This window comes from Nostoc sp. (genome assembly GCF_036917155.1).
GTDB lineage: Bacteria > Cyanobacteriota > Cyanobacteriia > Cyanobacteriales > Nostocaceae > Nostoc.
Genome location: NZ_JBALDZ010000199.1, coordinates 1 through 15,686, shown reverse-complemented (window position 1 = coordinate 15,686; position 15,686 = coordinate 1). Strand labels below are relative to the sequence as shown.

At 43.3% G+C, this 15,686-nt stretch carries 15 protein-coding genes and 1 pseudogene; 4 read left to right on the top strand and 12 right to left on the bottom strand.

Translation table 11 applies throughout. The annotated features are described in order from the left end of the window. Positions 1 to 68 precede the first annotated feature (68 nt). Positions 69 to 1,556 carry a CIA30 family protein gene (locus V7K67_RS25390; RefSeq protein WP_334732241.1) on the bottom strand — a complete coding sequence of 496 codons (1,488 nt, stop codon included), beginning with the start codon at positions 1,554 to 1,556 and terminating at the stop codon, positions 69 to 71. A 69-nt stretch (positions 1,557 to 1,625) separates the two neighbouring features. Then, positions 1,626 to 1,805, bottom strand: coding sequence for a hypothetical protein (locus tag V7K67_RS25385; RefSeq protein ID WP_335168895.1), 180 nt, complete (start codon positions 1,803 to 1,805; stop codon positions 1,626 to 1,628). A gap of 89 nt (positions 1,806 to 1,894) precedes the next feature. Here V7K67_RS25385 and V7K67_RS25380 point away from each other — a divergent pair, with 89 nt between their 5' ends. Continuing rightward, positions 1,895 to 2,296, top strand: coding sequence for a fasciclin domain-containing protein (locus V7K67_RS25380; RefSeq protein ID WP_334710186.1), 402 nt, complete (start codon positions 1,895 to 1,897; stop codon positions 2,294 to 2,296). Positions 2,297 to 2,494: 198 nt separating this feature from the next. Continuing rightward, positions 2,495 to 2,824 (top strand): hypothetical protein, encoded by a 330-nt coding sequence (locus V7K67_RS25375; protein WP_334710187.1) that lies wholly within the window; start codon positions 2,495 to 2,497, stop codon positions 2,822 to 2,824. A gap of 37 nt (positions 2,825 to 2,861) precedes the next feature. Here V7K67_RS25375 and V7K67_RS25370 read toward each other — a convergent pair whose 3' ends face one another. The 4 genes from V7K67_RS25370 to V7K67_RS25350 all read right to left on the bottom strand — a co-directional run bounded on the left by V7K67_RS25370 (position 2,862) and on the right by V7K67_RS25350 (position 4,982). Further along, positions 2,862 to 3,179, bottom strand: coding sequence for a GNAT family N-acetyltransferase (locus V7K67_RS25370; protein ID WP_334732258.1), 318 nt, complete (start codon positions 3,177 to 3,179; stop codon positions 2,862 to 2,864). 510 nt (positions 3,180 to 3,689) lie between these two features. Further along, the gene (locus V7K67_RS25360; RefSeq protein WP_334732244.1) at positions 3,690 to 3,851 is read right to left on the bottom strand and encodes a hypothetical protein; all 162 of its coding nucleotides are present in this window, start codon (positions 3,849 to 3,851) and stop codon (positions 3,690 to 3,692) included. Further along, positions 3,848 to 4,117, bottom strand: coding sequence for a hypothetical protein (locus tag V7K67_RS25355; protein WP_094330359.1), 270 nt, complete (start codon positions 4,115 to 4,117; stop codon positions 3,848 to 3,850). Before V7K67_RS25355 ends, V7K67_RS25360 begins: the two co-directional genes overlap by 4 nt. Before the next feature lie 478 nt (positions 4,118 to 4,595). Then, positions 4,596 to 4,982 carry a hypothetical protein gene (locus V7K67_RS25350; protein ID WP_334711194.1) on the bottom strand — a complete coding sequence of 129 codons (387 nt, stop codon included), beginning with the start codon at positions 4,980 to 4,982 and terminating at the stop codon, positions 4,596 to 4,598. Between the two features lie 228 nt (positions 4,983 to 5,210). Between V7K67_RS25350 and hslO the strand changes: the two genes are divergently transcribed. Both hslO and V7K67_RS25340 read left to right on the top strand, forming a co-directional pair. Continuing rightward, positions 5,211 to 6,116: an Hsp33 family molecular chaperone HslO gene (gene hslO / locus V7K67_RS25345; RefSeq protein WP_334732259.1), complete on the top strand. Its 906-nt coding sequence runs from the start codon at positions 5,211 to 5,213 to the stop codon at positions 6,114 to 6,116. 154 nt (positions 6,117 to 6,270) lie between these two features. Further along, complete coding sequence (locus V7K67_RS25340; RefSeq protein WP_334732245.1) at positions 6,271 to 8,340, top strand: chromosome segregation ATPase; 2,070 nt, start codon at positions 6,271 to 6,273, stop codon at positions 8,338 to 8,340. Positions 8,341 to 8,433: 93 nt separating this feature from the next. On the opposite strand, the gene V7K67_RS25335 is transcribed toward V7K67_RS25340, so the two are convergent. The 6 genes and pseudogenes from V7K67_RS25335 to V7K67_RS25310 form a co-directional block, all read right to left on the bottom strand. Then, positions 8,434 to 9,315, bottom strand: a complete 882-nt coding sequence (locus V7K67_RS25335; protein WP_334732246.1) for an NAD(P)-dependent oxidoreductase — start codon at positions 9,313 to 9,315, stop codon at positions 8,434 to 8,436. An 812-nt stretch (positions 9,316 to 10,127) separates the two neighbouring features. Next, on the bottom strand, positions 10,128 to 11,315 hold the full coding sequence (locus V7K67_RS25330) for a class I SAM-dependent methyltransferase (RefSeq protein ID WP_334732247.1): 1,188 nt from the start codon (positions 11,313 to 11,315) through the stop codon (positions 10,128 to 10,130). Positions 11,316 to 11,523: 208 nt separating this feature from the next. Beyond that, positions 11,524 to 13,263 carry a Dyp-type peroxidase gene (locus V7K67_RS25325; protein WP_335168892.1) on the bottom strand — a complete coding sequence of 580 codons (1,740 nt, stop codon included), beginning with the start codon at positions 13,261 to 13,263 and terminating at the stop codon, positions 11,524 to 11,526. A 372-nt stretch (positions 13,264 to 13,635) separates the two neighbouring features. Continuing rightward, a pseudogene (locus V7K67_RS25320) lies at positions 13,636 to 14,031 on the bottom strand (RRXRR domain-containing protein); the annotation flags it as partial. A gap of 453 nt (positions 14,032 to 14,484) precedes the next feature. Further along, positions 14,485 to 14,874 carry a VOC family protein gene (locus V7K67_RS25315; protein WP_334732250.1) on the bottom strand — a complete coding sequence of 130 codons (390 nt, stop codon included), beginning with the start codon at positions 14,872 to 14,874 and terminating at the stop codon, positions 14,485 to 14,487. Positions 14,875 to 15,034: 160 nt separating this feature from the next. Then, entirely contained in the window at positions 15,035 to 15,571 is a 537-nt protein-coding gene (locus V7K67_RS25310) for a GAF domain-containing protein (RefSeq protein WP_334707951.1), read from the bottom strand. Between the last annotated feature and the right edge of the window lie 115 nt (positions 15,572 to 15,686).

Genomic DNA, 15,686 nt, shown 5'->3' with positions numbered 1-15,686 from the left:
ACTTGTTATAACAGTCTATTTAAGTAGACTTTGTTGATATAGTTATAGACAAAAAACCTATAGATATTTCATCTCTTATCCGGTTGTAAGTTAGAAAATAAATTTTGCCAATCGATAGAGTTGACAGTATTTTCTCCCTGTTTAACCTCAAATGTAATATTAGACACTTTCTCTAGTTTGAGCGCTTGCACGCAAAGTTCTGCCACATCCTCACGACTGATTTTGCCTCTAATATTATCACCTTGCTCAAATATTAATTCCTTACCCCCTATATCTTCAGTTAAAGCACAAGGTCTAATAATCGTATAAGGAATACCGCTTTCTCTTAAACTATCTTCTCCTTTCAACTTCCAAGTTAAAATTCCTCCTAATTGGTCATTTAATTTTACTGCTGGCGGTTCTTCATCTAAATTAATCCCAGGGCGGCCGGGACGAGTTACACCTGCTGAACTGACGAGGATAAATTGTGGTAAAGTTGTTCCACCATAAGCTTTAATTGATTCTAACTGCAAAGCAAAACCACCTGGGGAAAATTTGGGATTCAAAGCGCCATCATATTCAAATTTGCTCAACATCAGTTGGAATGAGCAAATTCTACTTTGTTCAATTGGCGGCGCATCTTTAACAATTTTTGCCCGAAAGACGGGAATCAAATCTGCAAAGGGAATGTGAATATCTATCCAAGTATTAGCTACGGTGTCGAAAGAATAGCTGTAGCCAATACCATCCCATTTTGTATCTGTCCGCAGAAAGATTTTATAACGCTGACCGTCACCTTCGACACGTAATTTTACACCAGTGTAACCAGATAAGTTAAAGGGTGGATCAAAATTCTTCGTCCTGACAGAAGCAAATCCGCCAGAGTTAGCGGTAGAGACATTACCAGCAAATAAAGCTGTATTATCTAGTAATTGGATATTACTGGCACTTACGCCACCCATGACGACATCATCCAACGCTCCCCAGTTATCCTTTAATTCTGCTGATGGCTTGGTGAAATCAAATATCGGTTTTTCGTTTGCTTGGGGTAAATATTTTGCCGCAGCTTGGACTAAGTTTTTGACTCCTTGATATTCTACATTTTCGGGAGTGTCGCCCACAATTTCCGGTTGGTAAAATTTAACACCTTGATAATATTTGGCTCTATCTGCTGTGTCTCCCTCAACAGGTTGTACACGTACTGCTGTGCAACAAACTACAGCTTGAACATCAGCTAGAACTAAAGAAGTTAAAGTTTCTGGTTGCGTGATATCCGCAACTACTAAATCTATATCATTACCAAGAATTGACCGTGCTTTGTCAATGTCTCGAACTAGGGCGCGAACTTTATAACCTTGTTGGAGCGATCGCAGCACTACTCGTTTACCTACACCACCAGTTGCACCTGCTACTAATATTACACCCACGTTTCTTCCTCCATTGGGTCTATCTTGATTATCCTTAGGACGGCCTTGGATTAACTGCTGTACCCAGTTAAGGAAAGGAATTACCTCAAAGTAAGTCAGGGTTTCGATAAACCTGCCTAAGTCCCATTGAGAACGATCTTTGTCAGTCACATTTGCGTCCTCATAACTTTATTTACTCTAACAATTTTGGGGGAGTGGGGAGCGGGGAATAGGTAAAAGTCAGTAAAATTTAGCCAGATGGTGTAAAGCATCGACGACACCAGCAAACGCAAGTTTTACAAGCTTCCGAAAATGGTATAGGTGCGATCGCACATTTCTTCCATAAGAAATTTTCATAGAAGCATCATCAGGCACTAAGGGTAGTGTGGGGAAGTATGCGTCTACGTGTAGTTTATTCACCACCTGCTTTTAAATTTATTTTCTTTAATAAAAATTAAAATAGGTTTATTATCCTTTAAAATCTTTTGCAGATATTGAGGTTAAGATATATGGCTGATATAGTTGATATTGCAGTTACGGCTGAGTCTTTTAAAACACTGGTAGCGGCTGTACAAGCGGCTGGTTTAGTAGAAACATTAAAAAGTCCTGGACCGTTCACAGTCTTTGCACCAAATGACGAAGCTTTTGCCAAGTTACCAGCGGGAACTATCCAAACTCTATTACAGAATATTCCCCAGCTAACGCGGATTTTAAAGTATCATGTTGTTTCAGGAAAGCTGCTACAAGCTGATTTGGCACAACTCGGTACGGTTAGTTCTGTGGAAGGTTCACCCATTAAAATTGATTCTTCTGATGGTTTTGAAGTTAAAAATGCCACAGTTTTAGCAGCAGATATCGAAGCTGATAATGGTGTAGTACACGTTATCGATACGGTAATTTTACCGGGTTAATTCAGCTAGGGTGGGTGTTTTCCACCCTAGTTATTCAAAGATTTTATAATTAACTAACTATTGATAGTATCAAAAGACAACTAAATAGTTTAATTTATGTTATATTTGCAAGTATGATTACTCACTCTTATGTTAATATATATTTCTTTATAAAATAATTTAAATTCCTAAAAAGCTAACATCTATCCCAACAAATTAATGCTCGATTTTAACACCTTAGCTGAGTTCTCTCGTGGCAACTGCATAAGTATTTGTGCATTTCTCGTACCAGCGAACTTACTTGTCACAATTTTAACGATGGGTCTGGTAGCGTTACGTCGTCCATCACATCAAGTATGGCAATCTGCTGGAATTGCTAGCTTTTTTGCTTCTGTAATGATATTTCACGTATATACTTGGTTCATGATTGGCGTGGTGATGGCTCCTACTTATATCTTGCTATGGCTAGCAATCACCTGTCTAGTGATTAATTTAGCAGCAATTCTTTTTCAAAGACGCTATAGCAATAGTCCTAGTCTTTCCAATTGAAGTCTATCGGGCGTTTATAGATGATATTTTCAGAAAATCAATAGACGCCTCTCCATTCATGCTCAAGGATGGCATATAACCAAGAGTCTCGCCATTCTCCCTTAATCCAATGATGTTCTCGCAAATATCCTTCTTGCTGCATTCCAATTTTTTGCATAACTCGTGCGGAGGCAATGTTTTCTGGGTGACAAGTCGCAAAGATGCGATGTAAGTCTAACCCCTGAAAACCAAAGGATACAACTGCTTTTACAGCTTCAGTTGCATATCCTTGTCCCCAAAATTCCTTAATGAAAGAGTATCCAATAGAGCCTATTTTGTTGCCAGTATCCTGAACGGATATGCGACATATACCAATTAATTGCTTTTGGGGTACAAAATGAGTTCGATCTCAACTTGGTGGTGAAGGACGGGTTGCTCTTACTTCTTCCACTTCTACTCAGTATTCTTTCCAGCAAGAAGGAGCAAATCTTTCTACTTATACTCATTACCTCGTCGAGGGTATTGAAACAGGAGCAGCAGACTTAGATAATGATGGTGCAGTTTCTATTGATGAATTGCATGAGTACGCTAAAAAGAAAGTTCAAGAAGCAGCTCCAGCGATGCGACCAGAAATCTATGCACACAGCGAAGGCTTCAAAATTCTTTTGGCTAAAGCACCAATTGGCAATCCAAAACTGAGGTATCGCAAAAAAGTTGAGACTTATGCTAGTAGAGGAGGTTTAAAATGGTGCAACGCTAAATATTCAGTTTTCATGATCAGGCGATCGCATAAGCCATGACATCAAATTAGTTAAAATTCAACCAAATAAGTTTGTGCCGATTCAACCTGAGTTTTGAAGCTTTACTTAATAGCGATCGCACTTGTTCATTCTGCTATTTCCAAATAGCGATCGCACTTGTTCATTCTGCTATTTCCAAATAGTGATCGCACCCAGTCTTTTAATTTACCCGACTTCTTCAAGAAGTCGGGGATCTCACTGAGTTGTTGAGCGATCGCTAATCTTGCTTCCAACTTAGTTATACTCAAGCTGCTTCCCGCAGTTGTGGTTGTGATGACACACTCACCTCTGGAAATGAAAGCGAGAGTTGTTCGGCTTGAGGTACTGCGGCTTGCTGTAAAACTTGAACTTCGATATTCACGCTCACTAAATAACTACCAGTATCAGCACCAACTGCTTCAGCAATTAGTTTAGCAATGTCTGGGCGTTTGGCAGTCAGCGGATCGCGTAAAATACACCGATCCCATTCATGCTTGGCAGTCGGATTGAGGTTGAGAATATAATGCTTCATCATCGAACTAACCCTTGAATCCATCTTCCAGAAGGTTTTCACAGAGCCGTTATGCATTTGGCTAGGCTTTGTGGACGCTATCCATATTATAGTATATTTGTACTAAAATGGGCAATATCTGAGTGAGAAAGTGGGGAATATAGATCATTGGTAGGTGCGTAAATAGGTAGGCGTAACCTGGATTTCTCACAAGCGAGAAATTGAGAAGCAAAGGGACAGAGGAGAGAACTTGCAGTGAGATTTTCCTTCCCCTCTGCACCCCTGCACTTCACCGAACAAATTTCTTATCCGAACCTGATGGCCTTTGCCCCTCGCCCCCCCAATACTGCTTGGATAAGCAGGGGAGGCAGGGGAAGCAGGGGAGGCAAAACTCTTCCCCTGCTTGCCTCAACCAAGAAATTCCAAAACCTACGCAGTATTGCCTCGCCCCCTACCTCTTTTCAATGCCCCATAACCAATTCCCAATCCCTGTTCAGTCGATTTAACGTCCTTGAGTTGCCAGAAAATGACGCAAGCTTAACAAACTCAGGGTTTGACCCAAATTTAAAGGCAAAATTGAAACTCCTTCCAAGCGCGACTGTACCCAACCTTCTCCCCAATACCACTCGTGGAAACCGTCAATACCTCCGCTGAGTACCAAGCGGAGACAGTTAGATTTGACAATGTTTACTTGATGATGAATAGCAACTGGCCCAGTCCAGGTTGTAAACTGGAATCCGGGCAGCAGTTCTTCTGGCATTCCTGGCGCAAAGTGTTGCCCTAACAGCCATTTTTCTAGTTGCACCGGATGCAGCAGGCTGTCACGAATTGCATCTGTTGATGCTTCGATTTCGATCCGCAGTTGGCTTTGTTGAAAATTACCCAGCATTTTTCTCGAATTACCTAAAGATGAAACATCGCTATTTCTAATATTGCAAATAGTTTTTGTCATTAGTCATTAGTCCAAAGTCCAATTGTAAATAACTCATGACCAATGACTAATTACCAATGACCAATGACAGCCGTTTATTTGCGTAGCACCCTACTAAGTTACTTTTCTACCAGCAGAGAACTTAGAATAGAAAATGTGAACTTGTTAAGAAATGTAAGGTTATTCATGGCGGATCAGTTAATTCGTGCAACAGCAGCCGAAGGTGGAATTCGTGCCGTAGGTGTGATCACCACACGTTTAACAGAAGAAGTACGGCAGCGCCACAAGCTTTCTTATGTGGCAACAGCAGCACTGGGCCGGACTATGGCGGCGGGCTTGTTAATGGCTTCTAGTATGAAGCGAACTGGATCGAGGGTCAATGTTCGGGTGAAGGGCGATGGGCCTTTGGGTGGCATATTAGTAGATGCCGGCTTAGATGGTACGGTACGCGGGTATGTCGGGAATCCATCTGTGGAATTGCCTCCCAATGCTAAAGGTAAGCTAGATGTTGGTGGTGCAGTGGGTGGCGGCTACCTCTATGTTGTGCGGGATATCGGTTATGGTTATCCTTACTCTAGTACGGTAGAACTAGTCTCTGGCGAAATTGGTGATGATGTGGCTCATTATCTGGTAAATTCCGAACAAACACCTTCAGCTTTAGTTTTAGGTGTGTTCGTCGGATTAGGGGGAGTAACTGCGGCTGGAGGATTACTGGTACAAATATTGCCCAAAGCTGCCAGAGATGAAGCCTTGGTAGAAATATTGGAATCACGGGTTGCCAGTCTAGCAGGATTTACGCCATTGTTACAAGCTGGGAAGACCTTACCGGAAATCTTTGGCGACTTGTTGGGAGATATGGGGCTGGAAATCTTTTCCGAACGGCAAATGCTACGCTTCCACTGTGGTTGCTCTTTCGATCGCGTTTTGGGGGCATTGAAGATTTTGGGAGAAGCTGAACTGCAAGATATGATTATTAAAGATAATGGTGCTGAAGCAACTTGCGACTTTTGCGGCAACATCTACCAGGCAAGCCGCGATCAGTTAGCTCAACTAATTGCCGATTTGCAAGCTGAATCTGCTATTTCAGGATAAAGTATAAAATAGCACTGATTTTTTAGATTAATAATGGTACTCTGTGGAGAGAGATAATCAAAAAAGTAGCTTTTTAATCATGAGAAAGTTACTATGTCAACAATGGAATTATCGACCTAAAACAGAGCGCTATTCAATTATTTTGGTGTGAGAGATGACAGAGCGGGATATTCCAGACAGTTGGTCTTCAGCCAGTGGAAGAGAGCCAGATCAAAACAAAAGATTATCCCGAACAGAACAATTCGGTGAAACTCAGCCATTTGATGCCCCAGCTACTGGTTCTAACTCCAAGTCAGTGAAGCGGCGAAAAAAAAACCATAAGAAAGGATTACCTATAAATAGTAATTCAAAAGAAACAGCCCAAATCAGTAATAATTCTGGGAAATGGCCACGCTGGATGAAAAGCTGGACATTGTGGCTAGTACTATTAATGTTGATTCCCGGCAGTGTAGGATTCTTGGCAATGGCAATGCTATTCAAGTTGCCAGCTGCTCCTAATTGCCCCTCGATTTTCTGGCCTCTAGCTAGTGCTTCTGTGCGGTTACACTGCGCTCAGTTGGCGGCTTCTAAGCAAACAGTTAACGACCTATTGCAAGCGATCGCTCTGGTGAAGCAGCTACCACAAAATCACCCGTTGCATGGAGAAATTGATCGTTTCATCGAAGAATGGTCGCGGGATATTTTGAAGCTAGCCGATCAAAGTTTCCAAACAGGAAATTTAGAAGAAGCGATCACCACTGCGAAGAAAATACCCGAAGATGTGGCAGCTTATAAGTTAGTTGATGAACAAATTGGTAAATGGCAGTTAATTTGGTCAAAGGCAGAAACCACATACGACAGTGCGATCGCCGAAGTAAAGGAACGACGCTGGCAATCGGCCTTTATGTTATCCGCCAAAATGCTGCGCGTGGACAATCAATATTGGGCGGGTACGAAATACGACCAATTGAATCGTCTAATTGCCACAGCGCGGGAAGATGGCGATAAGTTAGGCAAAGCCGAAAGTTTAGCAAATAGCAAAGTAGTCGATAATTTATTAGAAGCGATCAAGTTAGCCGAGTCAATTGGGCAAGAAAGTTACCTTTACCAAAAAGCTCAACAAGCGATTCCCGCATTTGGACGCCAAATGCTGGAATTGGCAAAGGCAAAACTAGATAAAAAGGATGCGGATGAAGCGCTGAATATTGCTAGGCAAATACCGGAAAGTACGAAACTACAAGGTGAAACCGATGACTTTATTGCTATAGCTGACGCAAAAAGGAGTGCTTGGATAGGTAACGTTTCTGGTTTACAGGCAGCGATCGCTCAAGCACAACAAATTGCTCCTTCCAGACCAGTATATAACGAGGCGCAGCAACTAGTTGCTCGTTGGCAGTTGGAAATTGAAGATGTTGCCAATCTAGAAAAAGCGAGAATATTGGCTAGCCAGGGAACAGTTAATAATTTAACAGCAGCGATCGCCCAAGTACAGCTTATCCCTGCTAGTAATCCCAGGGCCACAGAAGCTAGGCAAGAGATGGATCGCTGGACTGCCCAAATAGAAACAATTGAAGACCAACCTTACTTAGACCGCGCCGAACAGATAGCAATATTCGACGATATTAACTCCTTGCAAGCTGCGATCGCCCAGGCCAGCGAAATTCGTAGAGGTCGTGCGTTATATCCCGAAGCACGGAAAAAAATTCGTACTTGGGTCGGAAAGATTCAGCGAATTCAAGACCAACCCTACTTAGATCAAGCACAAGAACTGGCTCAGAGTGGAAATCTCACTGCCGCTATCAATGCAGCTCAACAAATTGCCTCGTCGGGAAGGGCGCTTTCTGGGGACGCACAAGCTGCGATTAATGACTGGGAAGGGCAAATCCGCACTAGAGAAAACTGGAAAAAAGCCCAGGAAGTGGGAGCAGTTGGCACTCCAGAAGCCTTAATTGAGGCAATACGACTAGCGGATCAGGTTTCCAACAATAGCATCTTACGTATGGATGCGAATCAGGCTATTGACCAATGGAGTCAGCAATTGTTAGAAATAGCACGTTCTCAAGGTCAGTCTGATATTGCTAGAGGCATTGACATTGCCAAATCGATTCCACGCGGTAGCGCTGCTTACAGTGCAGCGCAAGAGCAAATTAAGGCTTGGCAGGATTTTCTCAATCCTCAGCCGAAACCTCAGCCTCAGCCTGAATCTCTACCATTTCCTCAATCAACAACTACTAATGGGCAGTAATATACAGCATTTTTCATTTAATTGACCCGTGGTCTATTTATAGAGGAAGGCAGGAGGCTGTTTTTGCTGGAGGAAAACTGCCCCCTGCCTCCTTCAATCCCCGATCGCTTCTCCCCATTCCTTAATTACAGAAAATAGTGATGAGTAATCATCATCGGCAAATGACATTTTTACGGCTGTTTGCAAAATTTGCCGCACTCCTTTAATACTACTGAGATCCAAACTCTGAGATTTCGCTTCTGAGATAAACAGTTCTGTATCTTTAAGCAAGTGTTTTGTAGGGAAATTTGGATCAGCATAGTTACCATCCAACATCCGTTGTAGCTTTTTATCAAAGGTAGGTGCGTAGAGTGGACTGTCGCGCAATATTTGCATAAACACATCTACATCCACACCCTGGCGCTGGACAAAAGCTAGACTCAGAGCAAAGCTGCTTGTTAGGGAAGCTATTAGTTGATTGAGTGCCAATTTCAGCGCCGCCGCAGATCCCACTGGCCCTATAAGTAAGGGTTCTGTCCCAAAATTTTGGAGTAACTTTAAGTGGCGTTGATATTGTTCTGGCTCGGCTCCTACCATAACACTCAACTTGCCAGCTTTTGCTTCCGAGATACTCCCTAATACAGGTGCTTCTAAATACTCACCACCACCCGCAACAACTGCATCTCTAATTTCTTGGCTTTCTGTGGGAGTAATTGTTCCCATTTGAATGATTGTGCTACCTTCTAAGGTTTGCCAAGCTGTATCTGAAAGCAACACATTATAAATAGCCGAGGCATTAGTAAGCATGAGAATTACGCACTCAGCAGCACGAATGGCGTGGCGGGGATGTGTGACAATTTCAGCCCCAGCAGCTTGTAGTGGTGCTAATTTTTCTGGGGTGCGATTGTAGGCAACTAGCTGTATATCTTCTGCGGCTAATAACCTTTGAGCCATTGGTAGTCCCATCAGTCCAGTTCCCAGAAATGCCACCTTCATTTTTTAAGTTCCTTTAATGACGTGTTAGCGAGTCTTCTCCCAAAGAGAGACGCCAAGAGCGATAGCGAGTCAGACGCTCGTGCTGTCGAGCGTCACGAGCGTTACAGCCTATCGTGGACATCGCGTTTGTATTGTTTGATTCAAATTAATTGGGAAGCAGTTATTTGAGACTTAAGATACAATCCTAGATCCCAGTTTTCCTACTTCCCACTCCCTAGTCTCTAGCTCTGGCAATCAACCACCAGCCGCAAAAGTCACCATAATTATCACTGAAAGTAAAATACCGGGGGTAAGTAGTGTTGCTAGCATTAGCAGGTCGTGAGTAGTCATAATTATTACTTCGGTAGTGTGTTTGACTTTACAGTAATCACTGTTATGCTAGTCTAAATCAGACTGATACGGCATTCTTAAATAGAGTTTTAACGTGTCGCAAAAGTCCCCACCTTCAATGTACTCTAATGGTAGGTATTGTGAGCGGGGGATGTTCGCGAACAGCCTCACGAAGTGAGGATTGCATCTGGAATTGATTTAAAACCCAAGTAAAAACTTTCTTCCAGATGTATGACGAATCCGCAATTTTTTCGGGTATTATAGTGGGTGTCTTGACCATCAATGCCACAAGCGAAAACCAAGCTAATAGGTATATGTCGCAAGAGAAAGATTTGGGTCTTGGGAACCAGGACTCCTGACAAGAGGAGGGAATGTCAGACTTCCTAGTACTACGAAGACAAGAGAGGCTATTCCCCACGAATTGGGAGCGATCAACTTCAGCCGTAGGCAAGTCTGAGTAGTTCACCTTTTCAAATTTACATTTACTCTGGCAAGGTCAATCCTTTTAGTGGTTGATAAGTTTCTGTCTTCTCCAAACCTTTGCTCTGAATTAGGACTCCAAAGGCGCCTAAGCCTGTGGGAGCTATAAGTTGGTGTAGTGCGTCCCGCCGCTGTAGTAACTGTGAGAGGGGTTGCTTTTGATCGGAAAGGGCCGCAATGCAATCGCCTAACCCCAACGCCATTAAAAATAATCCCTGCTGGATAAAACCAATATTCTCTAAATTACACTTCTCGCCCCAACGCTCTAAAGCCGTAAAGTCAACATGGGCAGTAATATCTTGCCTGCCAATATTAATATAGGGGTTGTCATGGAAACGATGATGGTAATAACACTGTAGTGTTCCTTGCGATCGCCTGGGATTATAGTAACGACTAGCAGGGTAGCCATAATCAATTGTTAGCACATAGCCGCGCTGTAAGCGGTCTGCTACTATACTCAACCAGTTTAAAGCAGCTAAATTAATTTCACTACGGTAGGCATCTGGATAGGCACTTTGGGTTAAGTCGATTCCCAGTAAATCTAAATATTCAGTTAGTTGGGGCGTTGAAGGTTCCCCTGTGACTTCTACAAATGATGGGTATGGGGCATTGGTTTCTTGCTCATTCGGATCTGTGGTTACATAAATTTCTCGGAGTTTTCCCATTTCTAGGATAAATTGATGCACGGGGAATGCATCTACTAACTCGTTAGAAAAAAAGCAGCCTGCGATCGCATTTGGTGGTATTTCCTCTAGATTACACCAACGCACAGGTAAATCTTGCAAGCGTTGCTGCTGTTCTTCTCTTAGAGTTGGTGACTTTTCAACAATGATGTACTCCAGCGCGGTAAAAAAATCTGGGTAGTGCAGCTGATGATATTTCAGGATATGCAATGCCAGCAATCCTTGACCTGCTCCCATTTCTACCAGAGAAAAGGGTACAGGTTTTCCTAAAATCTCCCACATTTGTAAAAATTGTTCTGCTAATAACTCGCCAAAGTCAGCACAGAGGTTAGGAGAGGTAAAAAAATCACCACCCTGAAAGCCAATTTTGACAGCATCGCTGGAATAGTAGCCATGTTCAGGGTGGTATAATGCCATGTCCATGAATTCAGCAAAAGTAATTCGCTGTTGCGGACTGCTGGTAATGTGATGAGCGATCGCAGCACACAATGCTGGATTTGAATCCATAAAATTTCAGGTTTGAGATTGAGGAGTAGAGAAAATCAATGAATTATGAATGATGCAAAACAAAATTCATAATTCATAATTTCTCTAACGGTCTACAAACCCCATAATATCGACCACTATGGCATAAGCGCTGGCATTTATTGACAGACAAAAGTTGAGAAGTTTGCGGTTCCATGCGATCGCCCACCAGTGTCATGCAGGAGCATGACTATTTTGTCAATACTTCCTTCAAAGCAGAAATCGACGGTGCAAAGAAGTAGCCGCCACCAGTAGGAATTACCCAGTCTTCAGGTGCAGTCAACTCCTGAGTTTGAGGTTTACCTTGGTCATCCTCAAGGTGGATAAAGAACTTGCGTGTGCGATCGCCATTTGGTTTGTTATTTGCACTTTGACCAATAATTGGATCGTGACCAAGAGTTAATTTCCCTTCAAACTCGTGACCGGTAGCAGCCTCCTTGCTGAACTCTGGATTGTTAACCCAGAATTTAGTGACAAACTCAAATTGGTCTACAATCGAGGTTTGATAAGCCAAAAAGTGAAGACCACGGTCAACAAACTTCTCATCTTTTAGTGGATTGTTTGGCGTCGAAGCAGACACTGGGCCATAAGGAATGCCGCGACGGAGTAAGCGGTGTGTTTGAGTGGTCACTTCACTGCGGTCAATCTCTTCGGGCCCTGGGCCTCCACCTCCTGGTGTTTTGTCGTTGCGTGGATAAGTCTTGCGGGTATGGGCAATAAAGGGACAGCGCAGACCCGTTGCATCGTCGGAAGGTGGAACTACATCGTTTTTGAAGAAATTATCCTTCGGTGGATCATCACCGTTGAATTCAAAATCATTGTTGGCATTGTCATCATCACCCAATTGTGGGGCATCTTTTTCGGGTGTGCGGACAGTGGGAGCGCCACTAGGCCAACGACCAATCAGCTTTGCGCTCACCTTTCGTGGGTCAGTGTTCAGGTTAGCAGCTTTTTCGTTCAAAAAATGGTGGAACTTGTATACATCTTGGCGTAATCGGCGGAATACAAGGTAAGAGCCATCATTCGCCCAGTGTAGTCCTGCTGATACAACCTGACCTTTGCTATCTTCCAACGTTTTAGCATCATTGTTTTGACCTTCATAGCCAAAAACAAACTCTCCTGGCCACAGAAGATCCTGTCCTGGTTTGCCCTGATTTTTATTCTCTGGGTTCTGCCGAGGTGTGAGAAGTTCTTTCGGATTATCAGCAACCCGGCCACGAATACCAGGTTGTGATATTCCATCCAGGTTGCCGAAATGCTCATGTCCAGACAGAGGTGGGGGTAAATTGGCTCCTTCTTCCAAGAAAGTAATTCTGGCTCCACTGCTCTTAGACTTGCCTTCATCGTCTGTAAATACCACAATGCTTTCTAATATCCGCGATACTTCTGCCAACAAGTCCGCGCGGTCGTCACTGGCAATGATGAAAACCACATCAGTTTTGCCATTATCCGGCACACCCACAATCCAGCCAATAGGCTTACCATCTTTATCCACCGGGTCATTCAAATCAGCAGCGCGTGCTGCTAGCCCAGCTTTAAATGATTCATCCGTAAACGAGTCGGCATCATTGGTTAGTTTCTTCAGCCCCTCAAAGGAGAAAGCTATATTGACCCAGGTTGCCTTAACAGCACCTTCGCGGCCTCGTCGTTTTCTGGCAGACTTGAATAGGCGGTTGAAGGCAATCACTTCTGAGGCGGTGGCAATAAAGTCGATTTGTGACTCCAGCCAGTGCTTGAAGGCATTTGGATTTTCAATTTCCAGGAACAAGAGGGCCTGGTAATCTTTATTGAACCCACCGAGAATGTTGCCTTGAATGTTGTTGACATTGAGAATAGGCTCATTAGGCGCAGGGACGTAGAAGAATTCGTTTGTCTGTTGACCTTCTAACGGATCAGGAGCAGGTGCTTCACGAATAATTTGTTGTGTCATAATCAAAGTCCTGTTGATAGAAAAGCCTATTGGCTATTCCAGAATGGAAAGATGGAATCAGCTATACCTGATGGGAAGCTATGTTAAATTATCGGAGGTAGGTAAAGAATTTATGCAGCGCAATCCTCAGTCCAATTAATTGCGTCTAAGGAAATTTGCCATACATTACGCTGTATTCATCTAAAACCTCCATTCCTCCCGCCACTAATCGGAGTACCGATATAGTGGCGGGAGGAATGGAGGGGGAATTACGAAACGTTCCTTGAATGCCTTTGAGCGAATGCGAAAACAATGAGAGGAACAGTTGAGTAATTCCCAATCTCTTGGGTTTAGTATGCATAGGAGTAACCATCTTTTGCGTGAATGCGTTTACAAAACTCTTCTTGAGGTTAAAGCGTCTCGAATTGCAAAGCCTCTATGCTTCAATTCAGCAGCAAATACAACCTCTCCAGTAGCATCATTAACTAATGCAATTCCAGTTGTTTTTGCACCAGGGTCAATTTTTAGTCTCAAAGGGAGCCAGTGCGGTCTTCTCCCTTCGCGTAGCGTCTCGTAGAGAAGGGGAGACGCTAAAAGCGATGGGGTATCCCCAAGTGGAGCATCTGGCGTTGAAACAGGAGATTTATGACGTGACTCTTTCAAGATTAAAGTGAATGGAAATTGTCTATAAATTGCTGCTTTTTTGTTTCTTAATAACTGTCGTGCCTGTGCTGGATGAATTGGATCTAATGGACGTTTGTTTTGGTCAAACAATTGTAGATTGCCGATTGTAGATTTGAGATTGACTGCACCCACAAGGGATGCAGCTTGAGGATTTGAGATTGACGATTTTAGATTTATTCCGCCCACAATATGCTGGGCTTGTACCAAAAATATTCAATCTGCAATCTGCGATCTTCAATCTCCAATCTTCTCGGTCAATAACAAATATTTTGGACACGAAGTCCCTCCTTTCGGGTAAAGTTAGCCTGGACAATGATTTAAAGGCTTTTGACGCTAACAGCACGGACTCAAACCCAATGATTCTGTTTAACTGTTAACCTTAGAGCTACAAACTGGCTGCGTATTTGTAGGTAAGATGACCCAAAAATCGTAGTACTCAAGGTACTTAGTCGGGTAAACTCTGGGCTTTAAAGCCCCCACCATCTTGCTCTTAGCAATTGGTGGTGGTTAGTTTACATTTAATTTTCAATTTGTAATTTTTAATTCCGCCTTGCGGTACTAGGCACTCACCAATGACACCAGCACACCATTAGGATCACGGACACGAGCGATCGTTTGTCCCCAAGGCTGGGCTTTAGGAGCATCTGATGCTTTTGCACCAGCCCCGATCGCTCTCATGTAAGCACTGCCAACATCAGGAGTAACAAATGATATCTCGATTAATGTCGGTGGTTGTGTGGCATCGTTGGCATGGAAGCCGCCAGGAAATAACTTTTGGGCTTCGCTACTAGAGGAAAAAGCTAGTGTGGTGTTTCCGGTTTCGATTTCGGCCCAGGTAAACTGCCCCCTATCTTGGAGACTGCGCCGAACCAGACCAAATGCTTTTTCGTAAAACTCAACGGTTTTAACTACATCGTCTACCCAGATGACCGTATAACCAAATTTCATAATTCTTTCTCCTGATTAGAAAAATCAAATTGAGTATTTTCAACCCACAGAGGTGGGTAAAGCCTCGTGTAGACAAGCCAGTGCGTTGGGCGGCTCCGCCGACTTGAAGCAAATGGTGCGCGGTTTCTAACCGCCCTTTTAACTTAATTCCGAATTATATTTAACTTTCTAGTATGTAAGGGGCTGTTGCTAGAGTTTGTGCCCCTGTTTGCATCATTTCTATATCTGATGGCGACCAAGAATGAGACCCTTGACAATGATGTGCCGCTAGCAATCCCCATAATCCTCTGGGAATCAAAATTGGTACAACCAGATTAGCGCGAACCTGCATATTGCGGAGAAAATCTCGATGACAAGATTCGATTGGCTCTAATTCAATATCAGCGATCGCCTTTACTCGTCCTGCCAAGTATAAAGCAGCATACTCGTCATTAAAACAACCATCTGGGCCAGTGGAACCAAGTATTGAAAATTCTTTAGAACTCAAAGATTCAAAAGTTACTTGACCTTGCCACTGCCCGTAAAAATAATACAACACCACCCGATCAACCTGAAGCGATTCTCTGAGTTGATTGGTTGTTTGCCGCACTAACTCATCGCGCTGCATTGTTTTAACAAGGCGATCGAGCAATTTTTGCAAACCCTGTTCACGGCGATCGCGGCTATGGTTAAATTCGGAGTGAGGATGAATTTGCACGGTTCTAAAATTATGACTAATTGACATCCACCCCAGCCATAAATGGCGGGGATTCTAAGAAGTTGCCTTCTGAGGTTTTCTGCTTCTACGAGTCGGCTTGCTTGGAGGATTTGCA

What these genes read in the sequence shown, in the direction of transcription:
- V7K67_RS25315 (WP_334732250.1), bottom strand. Translation starts at nt 14,874, where the DNA reads ATGAAATTTGGTTATACGGTCATCTGGGTAGACGATGTAGTTAAAACC.
- V7K67_RS25330 (WP_334732247.1), bottom strand. Translation starts at nt 11,315, where the DNA reads ATGGATTCAAATCCAGCATTGTGTGCTGCGATCGCTCATCACATTACC.
- V7K67_RS25325 (WP_335168892.1), bottom strand. Translation starts at nt 13,263, where the DNA reads ATGACACAACAAATTATTCGTGAAGCACCTGCTCCTGATCCGTTAGAA.
- V7K67_RS25335 (WP_334732246.1), bottom strand. Translation starts at nt 9,315, where the DNA reads ATGAAGGTGGCATTTCTGGGAACTGGACTGATGGGACTACCAATGGCT.
- V7K67_RS25375 (WP_334710187.1), top strand. Translation starts at nt 2,495, where the DNA reads ATGCTCGATTTTAACACCTTAGCTGAGTTCTCTCGTGGCAACTGCATA.
- V7K67_RS25380 (WP_334710186.1), top strand. Translation starts at nt 1,895, where the DNA reads ATGGCTGATATAGTTGATATTGCAGTTACGGCTGAGTCTTTTAAAACA.
- V7K67_RS25350 (WP_334711194.1), bottom strand. Translation starts at nt 4,982, where the DNA reads ATGCTGGGTAATTTTCAACAAAGCCAACTGCGGATCGAAATCGAAGCA.
- hslO (WP_334732259.1), top strand. Translation starts at nt 5,211, where the DNA reads ATGGCGGATCAGTTAATTCGTGCAACAGCAGCCGAAGGTGGAATTCGT.
- V7K67_RS25340 (WP_334732245.1), top strand. Translation starts at nt 6,271, where the DNA reads ATGACAGAGCGGGATATTCCAGACAGTTGGTCTTCAGCCAGTGGAAGA.
- V7K67_RS25355 (WP_094330359.1), bottom strand. Translation starts at nt 4,117, where the DNA reads ATGATGAAGCATTATATTCTCAACCTCAATCCGACTGCCAAGCATGAA.